Origin of the sequence: Sphingopyxis sp. PAMC25046 (assembly GCF_004795895.1) — a bacterium.
GTDB lineage: Bacteria > Pseudomonadota > Alphaproteobacteria > Sphingomonadales > Sphingomonadaceae > Sphingopyxis.
Map to the genome: position 1 here is coordinate 3,302,013 of NZ_CP039250.1, position 14,788 is coordinate 3,316,800.

A 14,788-nucleotide genomic window follows, 5' to 3' on the forward strand; every position below is an offset into this window, starting at 1 on the left:
CGATGGCGGGCAAGAAGGATCGCCGCGAAGCGATGGTCGACTATCAGGTCGCCGCGCGCGGCGTCCGCGACCCGCATGTACTGAACGCAATGCGCGAGGTGCCGCGCGAGCGCTTCGTTCCCGAGCCGCTCGCCGAATTCGCCTATGAGGATACACCGCTGCCGATCGAGGCGGGACAGACTATCTCGCAGCCCTATATCGTCGCTCTGATGCTCGAGGCGGCCGAAATCCAGCCCGAGGATCGCGTCCTCGAGATCGGCGTGGGCTCGGGATATGCCGCCGCCGTGATGAGCCGCATCGCCCGCCGGGTCCATGCGATCGACCGGCACGAGGAACTCACCAATCTCGCGCGCAGCCGCATGGCCGATCTGGGTTATGACAATGTCGTGATCCGCTCGGGGGACGGCACGCAGGGATGGCCTGAAAATGCCCCGTTCGACGTCATTCTCGTCGCCGCCGGCGGGCCGGCGGTACCCGAGCCGCTTCGCGAGCAGCTCGCGCTCGGCGGGCGCCTTGTCATCCCCGTCGGCGACGCCGGGGAGCAGCGGCTGATGCGCCTGACCCGCATCGACGAGGAAAGTTTCGTCGAAGACGATCTCGGCGCGGTCCGTTTCGTGCCCCTCGTCGGGGCACACGGATGGACGAATGCCGGACGTACGGCGACGCATGGCGGCGGCAGCGAAGACGAGCGGACGGTGAAAGTCGTCGCGGCGCACGCCGAGGCCTTGCCTGGAATCGACCATCCCGACTTCGCGAAATTCGTCGACCGCTTCGCGGGCGCGCGGATCGTCCTGCTCGGCGAAGCGAGCCACGGGACTTCGGAATTTTATCGCGCCCGCGCGGCGATCACGCGCCGCCTCGTCGAGGGGCACGGCTTTACCATCGTAGCGGTCGAAGCCGACTGGCCCGATGCCGCGGCGATCGACCGCCATGTCCGCGGTCGTCCGACGCGCGCGCCCGAGCCGCCCTTCCAGCGCTTTCCCACCTGGATGTGGCGCAACGAAGAGGTTGCCGCCTTCATAGGCTGGCTACGCGACCATAATGCGAAGCGGGAGCCAGTGGCGCAGACGGGCTTCTACGGCCTCGATCTTTATAATCTCACCGCTTCAATCGAGGCGGTGCTTTCCTATCTCGACAGGGTCGACCCCGAAGCCGCCGGCATCGCCCGCGAGCGTTACGCCTGCCTGGCGCCGTACGGCAGCGATCCTGCCAGTTACGGCCGCATGGCGATCAGCGAAGGCTATGCCCGCTGCGAAGCGGCGGTGATCGATCAGCTTCGCGACCTTTTCGGGAACGCGCGCGACTATGCGGCATCGGATGGCGACGATTTCCTCGACGCGGCGCAGAATGCGCGCCTCATTGCCAATGCCGAGGCCTATTACCGCGCGATGTTTTATGGCGCCGCCGAGAGCTGGAACCTGCGCGACAAACATATGGCCGAGACGCTCGAGCTGCTGCTCGCGGCGAAGGGCGAGAGCGCCAAGGCCGTGGTGTGGGCGCACAACAGCCATATAGGCGATGCGCGCGCGACCGACATGGGCCGCATCCGCGGCGAACTCAACCTCGGCCAGCTGTGCCGCGAAGCGCATGGCGACCGCGCGCGGCTGATCGGCTTCGGCACCCATGACGGGACCGTCGCCGCCGCGACCGACTGGGGCGGCGCAATGGAAATCAATCAGGTCAAACCATCGCTGCCGGGCAGCTACGAACGTCTGTTCCACGACACCGAGATCGAGCGTTTTTTCCTCGACTTGCGCGAAGGTGTCCATCCCGATCTCAGGTCGGCGCTGCGGGCGGAGCGTCTCGAACGCTTCATCGGCGTGATCTATCGGTCCGACACCGAGCGCTGGAGCCATTATGCGAACGCCGCGCTCGCGAAGCAATATGACGGATGGATTTGGTTCGACCACACCGAGGCGGTGCAGGCGCTTCCCGCTCACTCCGCCCAGGGCGAAAAGGATCTCTTTCCATCGGGCCAATAGGATCGGAACGAATGCGGCGGCAAACGGTCTATTTGGCGTGACGCGATACGCTTACCTCCCTCATTCGTCCCCGCCGGCCCTCGACGGCAGGCCGCGGCCGGGAAATGCGGCGCCATGAAGATCGCCAGCTATAATCTGAACGGGATCGGCGGCCGCTTGCCGATCCTCCTCCAGTGGCTTGCGCTCGCCGAGCCCGACATCGTCTGCCTGCAGGAGTTGAAGGCGCCGCAGGAAAAATTCCCTGAGAATGCGATCCGCGACGCGGGCTATGATGTCGTCTGGCACGGCCAGAGCCGGTGGAACGGGGTCGCCCTGCTGTCGCGCGTCGGCAAAATCCACGAGACGCGCCGCGGCCTTCCCGGCGATCCGGCGGACGAGCAGAGCCGCTACATCGAAGCCGCGATCGGCGGCACCCTCGTGGCGGGCCTTTATCTGCCGAACGGCAATCCCGCGCCCGGCCCCAAATTCGATTACAAGATGAGGTGGATGGCGCGCCTCGACGCGCATCTCGAGACGCTCTTCGATCTCGAGGCCCCCGTTGTCGCCTGCGGCGATTTCAACGTCATCCCCACCGATCTCGATGTCTACAAGCCCGAGAACTGGAAGGGCGACGCGCTCTTCGCACCCGAAGCGAAGGCCGCCTATCGGCGTCTTCTCGACCGGGGCTGGACCGACGCCATACGCCATCTCCACCCCGACGAGCGCCTCTACAGCTTCTGGGCTTATTGGCGTCGATCGTTCGAGCGCGATGCGGGCATTCGCATCGACCATATGCTGCTGAACAAGGCGGCGCGGGAGACACTCAAGGCGGCCGGCGTCGATCGCCGCCCGCGCGGCTGGGAGAAGACGAGCGATCATGCACCGGTGTGGATCGAGCTCGACGCGGCGCCGGCAGGATCGACAAAAACAAAGAGGCGACGATGAAAACCGAAACCCTTCAGCTCGAACAGAAAGGCTGGGTGCCCAACAATCCCCGGCTTCCCGTCCTGATCTACCGCGGCGCGGTCGAGGCCGAAGGCAAGAAGGCAGCCGAGACCTTCGAGACGCGCTTCGCCGATCATGGCTGGCCGCCGCAATGGCGCGGCAGCGTCTATGATTATGACCATTATCATTCAACGACGCACGAAGCGCTCGGCGTCTTCGCCGGCAGCGCAACGCTTCGTCTCGGCGGTCCCGACGGCGAACTCGTCGACGTCATCGCGGGCGACGCGCTCGTCCTTCCCGTCGGCACGGGCCACAGCTGCGCGCACGCGAGCGGCGATTTCGCGGTCGTCGGCGCTTATCCCGAAGGGTCCGAGTGGGACATTTGCACCGAGGCCCCGAGCGAAGAAGCATTCCAACGCATGCGCGATCTGCCCCCGCCCGCCCGCGATCCGGTGACCGGAGGCGCCGTCTTCCCGCGGACAGGGGAAGCTCCCTGAGCAGGACGGGCGCACAGGGAGACCGGCGCCGACGGCCGCCCGCGGCCGGGTGCCACCTTTCCGCGCCTTCCCCCTTTCCGGCCGATCGATATGGTCGGGGACGGCGCGACCTCTTCAGGCAGGTTGCGGCACGGACGCTTGCACGGGCTGCGCGCGAGGAAGGGTGGCCCCCTTCATAGTGAAGTGGGTCGCACCGAGCACGAGCGCGTCCTCGACGAGCCCCGTCGGCTTCTGACCGAAGCGCCGGATCGCGCGCATGCGCAAATCGAAGGTGACAAAGGCCGCACTTACCGCTCCCGCAACGCCGAGGAGCGCGGCGAGCATGCGCTGTTCGCGCGGCGCGATCGAGGCGCCGACGATCGCCCCCGCGACGATCCGCGCTGCAATACCCGGCGCGACGATACGATCGGGCGCGGAATCCATCTTGTCGCCGGCCAGCTCTCCCGCGGCGAGCGCCTTGGTCCCAGCCGCCACGATCGGATGGCCCAGAGCGCGGAGCCCGCCATTGTTCGCAGGCAGAATGCGCTGCTTCGCGGCATCGCTCACCGCGGCGAGCGGCGTCATCGAACGGGCTCCGGCGATCGCGCCGAGCAGGAAGGACCGGAACATCGTCTTCTCCTTGTTGTCAGTCCTCGAACCAACGACGCAAGGTCAGAAAGGGTCCGCATAGGTGCGAGCCAAGCATATTTTATTCAGAGGACGCAAAGAGAAGAAAACCGGATCGCGCGGTGCGTCCATCGACCTGTCCAATCGAAAGAAGGACAGAATTCAGTCGAAATCCCCGGACGCCGGCCGGAGAAGCCCCCCTGCAGAAATGCGGCCGGGTTTACGCATTTCAGACACGGCCGGAAACCGGCTCGCCTGTCAAGAAGCGCGCTCCCCGAAAGCTCGCCCTGCACCAGTCGCATTGAAAGATATCGATATGGGCATCCTCTCACTGGTCCGGACGGACCGGGCCATCAATCAGCGAGCCTGCAGGGGCGTGGAATCCGACCCGACCGCCGGCGGGGGGCCGGACGTCAAAGCGGCTCCTCCGCAAGCAATTTGCCGCTAACCAAGCCGCGCGCCTCGGCTACTCCTTCGGGGGTCAGCTCAGCAGAGCCCGGCTGGAGAGCTGCATCGGCCCGTCGGCCATGCCGCCGGATGTCGGCGAGAAGCATCTTCATCTCGGCGATTTCCTTGACCTGATCGCGGATAATCCGGTCAGCCAGATATCGTACGCGGGGGTCGCGAATATCGGCCTTTCGGGCATTGTTGATCGCAATCGAGTGGTGCGGGATCATCGCCTTCATAAATGAGGAATCGTCGATCAGAAGCTGACCACGGTTCACCGCGAGCAAGGCCGCGCCCCCGACAACCGCGACCGCGAGAACCGACAGCTTCGCCACCCGCGGTCGATACATCGGCCACATGAACGCAAGCATGACGGCCACCATGACGCAGCCCATCACGAATGACGAAATCAGGCGCGTCAAGCTGAACAGCGCATGGTCCCAACCGTAGACGAGCTGGTTCATCAACAAGAACATGATCGCCGTCGAGGTTGCGACCATCGCGGCGAACCGGCCCCACCCCATGCTCGGCGTCTCGCGCATTTCCATCGCCCTCTCCTTTCCTGCGTGCAAAAGATGGATGGCCCGCAGCATCGTTCATCGGCGCGGCGTCGAACAGTTACGGCGACAGCTGGTGATCGACGGCTTTCACAATTCGCCAAGGGGAAGCATTCGTCCAATAGGTGACCTTCCCAAAACCGCGAAAGGGACAGGCCCTGTCCAAAGCCGCTGCGAGATCCGGGATGGATCCGCTCATAGATGCGAAGTCTTTACGCGTTGCCGGATCCAGGTTCGGCCTGCTTGCGGTGCATCTCCGCGGTGGTCGCTTCGCTCAGCACGCCGGACGCCAGCACCTGCGCCTTGTTCTTGAGACCGTGCACGACCGAATGCTCACCATTCTTCATTGCTTCCCAACCGGTCTTTGCGACCGCGGCGGGGTCGTCCTTATCGGCTTGACCGACCTTGGTATCGAGCATGCCCGCGCGCGCGAAGAAATTGGTCTCGGTCGCCCCGGGCTTCAGACAAGTGATCGTGACGCCGCTGTCCTTCAATTCATTACCGATCGCGGCGGCGAAACTGTCGATGAAGGCCTTGGTCCCGTTGTAGACCGCCTGGAACGAGCCTGCGAGATGTCCGGCGATCGAGCCGGTAATCAGCACCTTGCCCTCGCGCCGCGCCACCATCTGCTGCAGGACCGGCTGAAGCAGAAGCAGGGTGCCGTTGATATTGGTGTCGATCACATGGCGCCATGCCGCAACCTCCTGATCGAGGAAGCCTTGGCCGAGGCCATGACCCGCATTGGCAACCAGCACATCGATCGAGCGACCCGAGGCGGCAGCAAGCAGCTCTTCGACGCCGGCCGATGTCGAAAGATCGGCCTCGACCGACTGCACCTCGACGCCGCTTTCGCCAAGTCCGATGGCCGCGTCGACGAAGGGCTCGTCGGCGGCGACGATCAGGTCATAACCATCCGCCGAGGCAAGTTTGGCGATTTCGCGGCCGATGCCGCTCGAGGCGCCCGTGACGAGGGCGAGTTTGCGCTCAGGCATGTTCCATCTCCGATTTGGCTTGTATGGCGCCCTTCGCGAGGCCGGGCTTCAGGATGATCTTGGTGTAGTCGTTCTGCTCGCCGTGCCAGTGACGGTACATTTCGGCGGCATCCTCGAGCGGCGCGCGGTGCGAGACGAGCGAGGTCGTGTCGAATTTCCCTTCCTGGATCATCTTCAATAGCTCGCCTGTGTATTTCTGGACCGGGGTCTGGCCGCTCTTCACGGTGAGTGCCTTCTCCATCAGCTGACCGAGCGGAAATTTGTCGGCAAAGCCGCCATAGACCCCCGGAATAGAGAGCCGCCCGCCCTTGCGGCATGCTAGGATCGCCTGGCGCAGCGCGTGCGGCCGCTCGGTAACCGAATAGAACTGCGCCTTCACCTGATCGAGGATATTGTCGGGGGTGAAGCCATGGCTCTCCATGCCGACGCAGTCGATACAGGCATCCGGTCCGATGCCGCCCGTCATTTCGTTCAGCGCCTCGCGGATGTCGACCTGGGTGTAGTCGAGAATGTCGGCGCCCATGTTGCGCGCCAGTGCGAGCCGCGCCGGGAAATGATCGATCGCGATTACGCGCCCCGCGCCGAGCAACAGCGCCGACTGGATCGTGAACAGCCCGACCGGGCCGCAGCCCCACACCGCGACGGTGTCGCCGGGTTCGATGTCGGCATTGACCGCGGCGTGCCAGCCGGTGGGCAGGATGTCCGACAGGAACAGCACATCATCGTCGGGCAGATCGTCGGGGATGATGACCGGACCGACGTCCGAATAAGGCACGCGCACATAGTCGGCCTGGCCGCCGGCATAGCCGCCGGTCAGATGGGCGTAGCCGAAGGCGGCGCCCATCGCATGACCCATCAGCAGTTCGGAGGCATCGCGCGTCTCGGAGGGGTTGGCGTTGTCGCAGGCGCTATATTGCCGCTTCTCGCAAAAGAAGCATTGGCCGCAGCTGATCGTGAAGGGGACGACGACGCGCTGGCCCTTCTTCAGCGTCGATTGCGCTCCGACCTCGACCACCTCGCCCATGAATTCATGCCCGACGATGTCGCCCGCTCGCATGCCGGGAATATATCCGTCGTAAAGGTGAAGATCCGATCCGCAGATTGCGGTCGATGTGACCTTCAGGATGATATCGCGCGGATTGACGATTTCGGGATCGGGGACCGTTTCGACGCTGATCTTGTGGCGGCCCTGCCAGGTGACTGCTCGCATGGGAAACTCCTCAGATATGGGGCTCGGTGGGGGACTCGGACGAGCGCGCCGAAGGCGACGCGTTGCTGGTGACCTCGCCGGTCTCCATCAGCTGCTTGAAGCGATGAAGATCGCGGCGCGCCTGCACCTCGGGCTCGCGCTGAAGCAGCCTTGCGCCGAGGCGCCCGACCTCGCCCGCAGGCGGATCATAGGCGAGGATCAGGGTGACATAGGTGCCGCGACCGGCGGGCGCATCGGCGAAGCGGACCTCGCCGCTGTTGGCGATCTCGCTCTCGGGCTCGCTTTGCCAGCTGATCGATTCTCCTTCGACACTTTTGGTGATGCTGTTCACGAGATGAACCTCGCGGCCGAGCGGCGCCTTGATCGTCCAACGCGCGGTGCCACCGCCGAGCGCTTCGACCGCGACGACATTCTCCATGAAGTCGGGGAAACGTTCGACCTTCCATGCCGCAAACAATTCGTCGCGGGGACGGTTGATAAGGACGGATTTGCCGAACAGCGCGCGTTTCGACCGCTTGTCGAGCGTCCAGTGCGGCGCGTCGGTGGCGATCGCGGCGTCCGCCGCCCTTCTCTTCCGGCTGCGCCGCCAGAGAGCGAGCCCGATGCCCGTCGCCGCAAGCCCCGCTCCGACGGCGGCGAGCGTGAGGGGATCGGGAGAGGCGCGTCGGGACGGGCGAGTGGTAAATAGGCCATCTGCAATATCGGACAGGCGGTCGGTCAGGCTGGACATGAACTTCTCCCCGCCCGGACGCATGCCAGGCGTGTTTTTCGGGCCGCAAAAACTGGCGGTCTCGAAGATGGTGAGGGTTGCTGTTCAGCTGCGCAGCCGATGCCCATTGACGCGTGCGGAGGCCGATAGTTGCCGCAGAGCCAATAAATGGCGCTATCTTGTCACAAGTCAGGAACGGAGCGAGAGCCCCGCACAGCAACAAAATTGCGCGCGGACGTTTTCGCACCGCAAGGGGATCCGGCGGCAGATGGGGCGGCACGCATTTCTCGCGTGCTTCCGAGCGAAGAGCTTCGTTCTTCGCCGGATGGTCCGAGTCCCTAACGTCGGGAAACTACCGGCCATCCCTTGCCGAGGTACAGCGAAGCGGAAGGCGAGAATGCAGCCGAAATGTCCGGGGAGTGCGCCCGCCGAGCATGAGAGACCGCCCGGTGGCACGACAGATTATGCATCATCTTCATCTCGTTCGACGACGCGCGAAGCGCTCGGTCTCCTCGCTGGCACGGCCGACCCGCTATGGGACTTCTCGTCGGGTCCGTTTGGCGGCCCGTGAGCGCGGGAAGCGAGATGATAATGGCAAAAGTGGGAAACTCGCACCGCCACCACGCATTAATCTATCATTTCCCGAAAGGAACGAACGATGCTGGGCGGTAGCTGGGACGATATAGGACGCGTGCTGTTCATGGGCGTTACGGCCTATTTTGCTCTCGTGCTCTTCCTTCGAGTGAGCGGCAATCGAACGCTGGCAAAGTTCAGCGCCTTCGATCTCGTGGTCACCGTCGCGTTGGGCTCCACGCTCGCCACGATCCTTCTCAGCCGCGACGTGTCGCTGGCAGAAGGTGTCGCCGCATTTGCGATACTGATCCTGCTGCAGTTTCTCATAGCAAAATTGAGTGTGCGCACCTCCATCGTCGAGCGACTGGTTCGCGCGGATGCGCGCGTCCTCCTGATCGACGGCATTCTCGATACCGAAGCATTGCGCCGCGAACGGATAACTCGGGAGGATATCATGAGCGCGATCAGAAGCGCGGGCCTCGGAGACGTCGAGGCGGTCGCCGCCGTGGTACTCGAAACGGACGGCAGCCTCAGCGTCATCGCCAAGGACCGGGCAATCACACGGTCCGCTTTGCCCGGCCAGCGAGACCGGACGTGAAAAAGCGGACGTCGCTGGCGGAGGACCGGACGGATTTGGCCGAAGACCGGACCGTTCTCGCTCACGAACGGAGTTTTGCCGGGTGGGTTCGCACCGGGATGGCGGCCGTCGGGATCGGTCTCGGCTTCGGCGCGCTGTTTCGGACTGCAGCCCCGGATTGGCTTCCCAAGGCGATCGCCACCATCTTTCTGCTCGTCGCAATCTTCATCTTCGTGTCCGCCGAGTATCGCGCGCGAACATTGATCGACCGCCTGGAGCCGCACAAGGTCCGAAGCCTCAAGCCGATGCGAATTCGCACTCTTTCCGCCGCGCTGGTCGGCGCAACATCTGCTCTTTGCATCACCCTTTGGATCGCCTGATTCCGACAATTGATCGGATCGCTCGTCCACGCGCGCTACCGCAAATAGTCAATCGAGCGCCGCGCTCGTATCTGCCACGACCGCCCCGCGGCGCCCCATCGGACGGGGCGTGCCGGTCGTCGTATCCCGTGCCGTCTGGCGCTCCATCTCGGCATTGATGAGGCCGCCGAGGAGCACGGAATAGGCCGAAAGATACAACCACATCAGAAGCACGACGACGGCGCCCAGCGACCCGTAGGTCGCGTCATAGTCACCGAAGCGCGCAGCATAGAGGCCAAAGCCGCCTGTGGCTGCCAGCCACATGAGGGTGGCCAGGACCGACCCCAGACTCAGCCATTGCCAGCGCGCGTCGGCGCGATTGGGCGCGAACCGGTAAATGATCGCGAACATCAGGACGCATATCGCCGCCGCTATCGCCCAGCTGAAGACCCGCAACGCGCTGGCCGCGAGCGGGCCCATCGCACGTATCCAAGTCTCGGCAGTACCGAGCATCGATGCCGCGAACAATCCGGAGACTCCAAGAAGGATCGCGCCGCCCGCCAGCGCGGCCGCGAGTAGCGACCAGCGGATATAGCTTCGCCGGTCTTCTTCCTCGTAGACGATATTAAGGGAGCTGATCATCGCGCCCGAGGCGCGAGAGGCACCATATAGCGAAACGGCCATGGCGACGACCAGAGCAAGGCCCTTTTTACCGGCGGCGGCTTGGGTGAGATCGGTCAACTGCTGATTGATGAGGCGCGCCGCGTCGACCGGAACAAGATCGAGAATCATGGTCATGTGCCGGGACACCGCGCTCGCATCGGCAATCAGGCCGTAAGCCATGATCACGGCCGCGAGGAGCGGTACGAAGGACAGGAAGGCGTAGAAGGCGACGCCCGCAGCGAGCAGGCTCAGATTATGCTCGCTGTTCTTTATCCACGCCCGCCGTGCGATCTCGCGATAGCTTCTCAACGAATAATCGGCAGGGTCAGCAGCATCCGCGCCGCGCTCGCGTTCAACCGGCGAAACCGCCGGCACTCCCATCTCCGTATGGAACGGCAAGCTATCCGTGGGCGAGATTTGCCCGCTCATTCCGACGAGCTCTTGCATTCAGACCACCCGCAGGTCCGAATTCGGTCGAGCAGACGCATTGCGGGCGTGGCGGCCCTTCGATGCGAGCAACGGTTCACAGCCGCCGCCTCATCGGGGGCCATGCCCCTGTGACGGCCCTAATCGCGATCGACGGCCGGTTCATCATCGGCGCGGCGGCGTGGAGCCGTCTCGAGGCATTCCCGGTCGATGCCGGCAGCATATCCGCCCAGCGTTTCGTTATTGGTGAGAACGTCCCACGCGCGCGGATGATAATTGCTGCCGGGGTCCGGGAAGCCTCCAGCTGTAGCACTGCATGTTCGACCTTGCCTCACCGTTTGCCGACCATGAAGTTGTAGACCGAGCCCAGTTTTCCGCCCTCGCTGTTGCAGATGCCGGTATCCCCGAACTTGTTCGAGGCGATGAGACGATTGGCGCCGTCCGCTGCGATACCGGTTTGCATGGAACGAGATCCTGTGTCTTCCTTTTGCTCCTGCTACGCGCCGCAACGGATATTCTATCCATGACGATCGGGATTTGCGACGAACCGAGATCGGAGTTTCGAGCTGCGAAGTCCCGCCAGCCGTCGGCGCGACGCTACGGGCGTTCGCCCACCGCCGAATCCTCTTGCCGTGGCCCTCGCGTCGAATTGGCTTTCGAGCCATGATGCGCTGCGTCGATGCCACGGCTGAGGACGGAAGGTCGCGGACCGGATCCATGTCTGCCTTGCACGCTTGGCTAGGCATCGTCTGTTACCGGCTCGTCAGGCTGCTGCCTCGCCAGGCCCGCCTCCCGACTGCTGCGTCATATCTTTCGGCCGCCCACGGTAAGCTGCCGCGGATGCCAGACGCGAGAAGAGTTTTATATGCTGCGCGGCATATCGTGCCTACCGACCCGACGTGCCGGCCGCCGTGCAATGGAACCGCGGCGCAGACGACCCACCGCGCAGTTATCTCCAGCCAGGCATGTTCGAAATTCAGGGGAACAACCGCGTCCGGGATCGGTTGGTCGGGAAAGGAGATGATCATGATCGATGCCCACGTCCACCGAGAGGAAGGGGATATTCTCCCCGACGAGCCCACGCCGACCCAGGGCGGCGCTTCGGGCGGCGAGCTCGCACGTGATGTCGGAAAGCGGGATGAGCAAAAACGCGCAACCGGATCGAGATCCGGCGTCACGCGCGCAACGAAAAGCGACGAGGTTCAACCGCAGCCGGCAACGCGCTCCGATCGGCGCGGATCAGGCGGCTGAGCTTCGGGTGGCCAGGCTAAATTGCCTGCGGCTCACGCGAGCCGACGGGCGTGTCTGAAGCGCGCATAGCGATTGAGAAGATCGTTGATCAACTGGCTCTCGTCGTAACCCGTGACGTCGTGCGGCACGTCCCCATCGGAGGCGGTCGCGATCGCGCGATAATGCAGGCGTTCGCGTTCGCGGCCTTTGGGTAATTCAGCGAAAGCGAAGCTCGGCGAGCGATAGGCTCGCACCGCAACAGAGTAACGGAAACTGTCCAGTTCGCCGTGCGGGATGACGAGACTGAAGCGATCCTCTTCATGTAGCAGTTCGGGCGCATGGCCGCTTTCGATCATATGGCCAGCGACATTCTCCAGCGCCTTCCGGACCGATCGCGTCAGGAAATCTTCCATTTCACTCTTTGAATAAAAGTGGGTGATGCTGGTCAGGCGTTGCTGCCAGCTCAGCCGCGCCGGCTCCACAGCTACCCCGAGCGAATCCGACATGTCGATCGCGACGCCACTGCCCTCCATCTGCAAGGCGCGCAGGAGACCGTAGCAGATGAAGATCATGACAATGGTGAAAGGCAAGGCGCTGGCGATGGCGGCTGTCTGAAGCGCTTCGAGCCCACCGGCGACCAGCAGTACAGCGGCAACGACCCCGGCGCAAATGGCCCAGAAAATCCTTTGCCAGACCGGTGAGTCCTCGGCATCGCCCGACGTTATCGTATCGATGACCAGTGCTCCCGAATCCGCCGATGTGACGAAAAAGGTGATAACGAGCAGCGTCGCCAACCCCGATGCGACCATCGACAGGGGCAATTGCTCGAGCATCTCGAAGAGCGCCACCGGCATGTCGGTCGTCGCGGTTTCCGCGAGGTTGGCGACCCCGCCGAGGTCCATCTGAATCGCGGTGTTCCCGAACACGGTCATCCACAGGAAGGTGAAGAGCGATGGAACGATCAGCACCCCGAGCACAAACTCCCGGATCGTCCGCCCGCGCGAGATGCGCGCGATGAACATCCCGACGAAGGGCGACCAGCTGATCCACCAGCCCCAGTAAAAGAGCGTCCAGTCGCCGAACCAGGCGTTCGGCTCATAGGCGTACATGCGGAAGGTGCGCTGCACGAGCGAGCCGAGATAGGCTCCGACATTCTGGACATAGGCCTGCAGCAGGAAGACGGTCGAACTTGCGACGAGGACGAACAGGAGGAGCGAAATCGCAAGAAATATGTTCAGCTCGGACAAGCGCTTGATTCCGGCATCGAGTCCTGCTGCCGCCGACAGCGTTGCCATCGCCGTAATAGCCGCGATCAATATGATCTGGACGCCGGTTCCGACCGGCAGGCCGAACAGATGGTGAAAGCCGGCGTTGACCTGCAGCACGCCGAAGCCAAGCGAGGTCGCAACCCCGAACATCGTTCCCAGCACCGCGAATATGTCGACGGCATGCCCGATCGGTCCATGAATGCGCCGCCCGATCAGCGGGAAGAGAGCGGACCGAATGGTGAGCGGCAGTCCGCGCCGGAAGGCGAAATAGGCGAGCGCCAGTCCGACAATGATGTAGATCGCCCAGGCGTGAAGGCCCCAGTGAAAGAAGGTGAGGACCATCGCCTGCCGGGCCGCCTCAATGCTGCGGCCTTCTTCGACGGGCGGCGCCGCATAATGTTGCAGGGGCTCGGCGACACCGAAGAAGAGCAGCCCGATGCCCATTCCGGCGCTGAACAGCATCGCGAACCATGAGAGATAGCTATATTCGGCCTCGCTATCGTCGGGCCCGAGCTTCACATCGCCGTAGCGGCTGAACATGAGGAACAGGACGAAGACGAGAAAGCCCGCGACCGCCACCACGTACAGCCACCCGAAGTCGACGATGATCGCGCTTTGCAGCGTATCGAACAATCGGCCTGCCGTCTCCGCGAAGAGCGCGCCGAAAAGGACGAAGGCGGCGATGAGGCCGGCGGAGATGAGGAATACCGGCGGGTTTACCCGCATGCTGCCGCGTAGCCTCGCCGGGCTGAGCTTCGGACCGTCCATATAATTTCCCCTTCCGGCCCATGTCCAACGGCCGCCGAACCATGCGGTTGCGCGCAACCCCGGAAAGACGGCGCATAGCATGATGGCAAGCCTCCCCGCCCGGCCGCCTCCAACGGCGACCTGCCAGCATCTCTCGTGCCTTCCATGCGTTCGTTCGACGGGGGCTCGAACAAGGAGAAGCGCAATGGCGGATCTTAAGCAGGTCAGCGAACATATGGAAATCATCGGCGCCGACGGCGTTCACATCGGCACCGTCGACCGTGTGGAAGGCGACCGGATCAAAATGACAAAGGCCGACAGCGGCTCCCATGGCGATCATCATCATTTTATTTCGGGAGGCCTCGTCGCGAGCGTGGAAGGCAACCAGGTGCGCCTCTCTGCCGCGGGCGATGCCGCGGTGCTGCTCGAAGAGGAAGCAGGCGGCGAACCGATTACCGACAAACGGTAGGGCAATGCGCCAAATCGGCGTGAGCCGACGCCACTCCCCAAAGAAATATCGCAAAACGTGCAACGGCGACGCAACTCACCGGTTGGTCGGACAAGGGGGGAACGCACGCTGAGCCCCCACGCGGTCGTGCGTCATCACCGACCAACCAGGAGAAATTTCATGGCCGACACCATCGCACGCGACGAAACCCATCGTCTCATCGCATCCGACAAGGTCGAAGGCACCAATGTCTACAATGCCGAAAACGAAAAGCTCGGCTCGATTCGCAATGTCATGATCGACAAAAGATCGGGACAGGCCGAGCATGCGGTGCTCGAGTTCGGCGGTCTTTTCGGTCTCGGCAGCGATCATTATCCCATCCCGTGGGACATGCTGACGTACGACACCGACAAGAGCGGCTATATCGTGAACCTCACGAAAGAACAGGTCGAAGGGGCGCCGCACTATGCTGCCGGCAGCGCACCCGATTATGACGACGCCTATGGCCGCGGGGTCTACAGCCACTACGGCCTGACCTACCCCCTGGTCCGATAATGGATCGCTGGAAGGCTG

Annotated in this window: 16 protein-coding genes; 8 read left to right on the forward strand and 8 right to left on the reverse strand. The window is 63.6% G+C overall.

Going from position 1 to position 14,788, the window contains the following annotated elements; translation table 11 throughout:
- Nucleotides 1–2 precede the first annotated feature (2 nt).
- The 3 genes from E5675_RS15560 to E5675_RS15570 all read left to right on the forward strand — a co-directional run bounded on the left by E5675_RS15560 (nucleotide 3) and on the right by E5675_RS15570 (nucleotide 3,403).
- On the forward strand, nucleotides 3–1,982 hold the full coding sequence (locus E5675_RS15560; protein ID WP_136175329.1) for a protein-L-isoaspartate(D-aspartate) O-methyltransferase: 1,980 nt from the start codon (nucleotides 3–5) through the stop codon (nucleotides 1,980–1,982).
- 114 nt (nucleotides 1,983–2,096) lie between these two features.
- Nucleotides 2,097–2,906: an exodeoxyribonuclease III gene (gene xth, locus E5675_RS15565; RefSeq protein ID WP_136175330.1), complete on the forward strand. Its 810-nt coding sequence runs from the start codon at nucleotides 2,097–2,099 to the stop codon at nucleotides 2,904–2,906.
- Nucleotides 2,903–3,403, forward strand: coding sequence for a cupin (locus E5675_RS15570; protein WP_136175331.1), 501 nt, complete (start codon nucleotides 2,903–2,905; stop codon nucleotides 3,401–3,403). The genes xth and E5675_RS15570 overlap by 4 nt, the downstream gene beginning before the upstream one ends.
- Nucleotides 3,404–3,517: 114 nt before the next feature.
- On the opposite strand, the gene E5675_RS15575 is transcribed toward E5675_RS15570, so the two are convergent.
- The 5 genes from E5675_RS15575 to E5675_RS15595 all read right to left on the reverse strand — a co-directional run bounded on the left by E5675_RS15575 (nucleotide 3,518) and on the right by E5675_RS15595 (nucleotide 7,945).
- A complete protein-coding gene (locus tag E5675_RS15575; protein WP_136175332.1) occupies nucleotides 3,518–4,012 on the reverse strand; it encodes a DUF4126 family protein in 495 nt (164 codons plus the stop codon).
- A gap of 410 nt (nucleotides 4,013–4,422) precedes the next feature.
- Nucleotides 4,423–4,920, reverse strand: coding sequence for a DUF305 domain-containing protein (locus E5675_RS15580; RefSeq protein WP_247594647.1), 498 nt, complete (start codon nucleotides 4,918–4,920; stop codon nucleotides 4,423–4,425).
- A 305-nt stretch (nucleotides 4,921–5,225) separates the two neighbouring features.
- Complete coding sequence (locus E5675_RS15585; protein ID WP_136175334.1) at nucleotides 5,226–6,005, reverse strand: SDR family NAD(P)-dependent oxidoreductase; 780 nt, start codon at nucleotides 6,003–6,005, stop codon at nucleotides 5,226–5,228.
- Entirely contained in the window at nucleotides 5,998–7,215 is a 1,218-nt protein-coding gene (locus tag E5675_RS15590) for a zinc-dependent alcohol dehydrogenase (RefSeq protein WP_136175335.1), read from the reverse strand. Before E5675_RS15590 ends, E5675_RS15585 begins: the two co-directional genes overlap by 8 nt.
- Before the next feature lie 10 nt (nucleotides 7,216–7,225).
- On the reverse strand, nucleotides 7,226–7,945 hold the full coding sequence (locus E5675_RS15595) for an SRPBCC family protein (protein ID WP_136175336.1): 720 nt from the start codon (nucleotides 7,943–7,945) through the stop codon (nucleotides 7,226–7,228).
- 637 nt (nucleotides 7,946–8,582) lie between these two features.
- On the opposite strand from E5675_RS15595, the gene E5675_RS15600 reads away from it, so the two are divergent.
- Together E5675_RS15600 and E5675_RS15605 are read left to right on the forward strand one after the other, a co-directional pair.
- Nucleotides 8,583–9,095, forward strand: coding sequence for a YetF domain-containing protein (locus tag E5675_RS15600; protein WP_136175337.1), 513 nt, complete (start codon nucleotides 8,583–8,585; stop codon nucleotides 9,093–9,095).
- A complete protein-coding gene (locus tag E5675_RS15605) occupies nucleotides 9,092–9,454 on the forward strand; it encodes a DUF202 domain-containing protein (RefSeq protein WP_136175338.1) in 363 nt (120 codons plus the stop codon). Before E5675_RS15600 ends, E5675_RS15605 begins: the two co-directional genes overlap by 4 nt.
- Nucleotides 9,455–9,502: 48 nt before the next feature.
- On the opposite strand, the gene E5675_RS15610 is transcribed toward E5675_RS15605, so the two are convergent.
- Together E5675_RS15610 and E5675_RS21925 are read right to left on the reverse strand one after the other, a co-directional pair.
- Nucleotides 9,503–10,525 (reverse strand): YihY/virulence factor BrkB family protein, encoded by a 1,023-nt coding sequence (locus E5675_RS15610; RefSeq protein ID WP_247594648.1) that lies wholly within the window; start codon nucleotides 10,523–10,525, stop codon nucleotides 9,503–9,505.
- Nucleotides 10,526–10,853: 328 nt separating this feature from the next.
- Nucleotides 10,854–10,985: a hypothetical protein gene (locus E5675_RS21925; RefSeq protein WP_281727857.1), complete on the reverse strand. Its 132-nt coding sequence runs from the start codon at nucleotides 10,983–10,985 to the stop codon at nucleotides 10,854–10,856.
- A gap of 563 nt (nucleotides 10,986–11,548) precedes the next feature.
- Between E5675_RS21925 and E5675_RS15620 the strand changes: the two genes are divergently transcribed.
- Nucleotides 11,549–11,773, forward strand: a complete 225-nt coding sequence (locus tag E5675_RS15620) for a hypothetical protein (RefSeq protein WP_168707760.1) — start codon at nucleotides 11,549–11,551, stop codon at nucleotides 11,771–11,773.
- 32 nt (nucleotides 11,774–11,805) lie between these two features.
- Here E5675_RS15620 and E5675_RS15625 read toward each other — a convergent pair whose 3' ends face one another.
- Nucleotides 11,806–13,788 carry a BCCT family transporter gene (locus E5675_RS15625; RefSeq protein WP_247594649.1) on the reverse strand — a complete coding sequence of 661 codons (1,983 nt, stop codon included), beginning with the start codon at nucleotides 13,786–13,788 and terminating at the stop codon, nucleotides 11,806–11,808.
- A 184-nt stretch (nucleotides 13,789–13,972) separates the two neighbouring features.
- On the opposite strand from E5675_RS15625, the gene E5675_RS15630 reads away from it, so the two are divergent.
- Both E5675_RS15630 and E5675_RS15635 read left to right on the forward strand, forming a co-directional pair.
- Nucleotides 13,973–14,236, forward strand: coding sequence for a DUF2171 domain-containing protein (locus E5675_RS15630; protein WP_136175340.1), 264 nt, complete (start codon nucleotides 13,973–13,975; stop codon nucleotides 14,234–14,236).
- Between the two features lie 159 nt (nucleotides 14,237–14,395).
- Entirely contained in the window at nucleotides 14,396–14,770 is a 375-nt protein-coding gene (locus E5675_RS15635) for a PRC-barrel domain-containing protein (RefSeq protein WP_136175341.1), read from the forward strand.
- The last annotated feature ends 18 nt before the right edge of the window (nucleotides 14,771–14,788 follow it).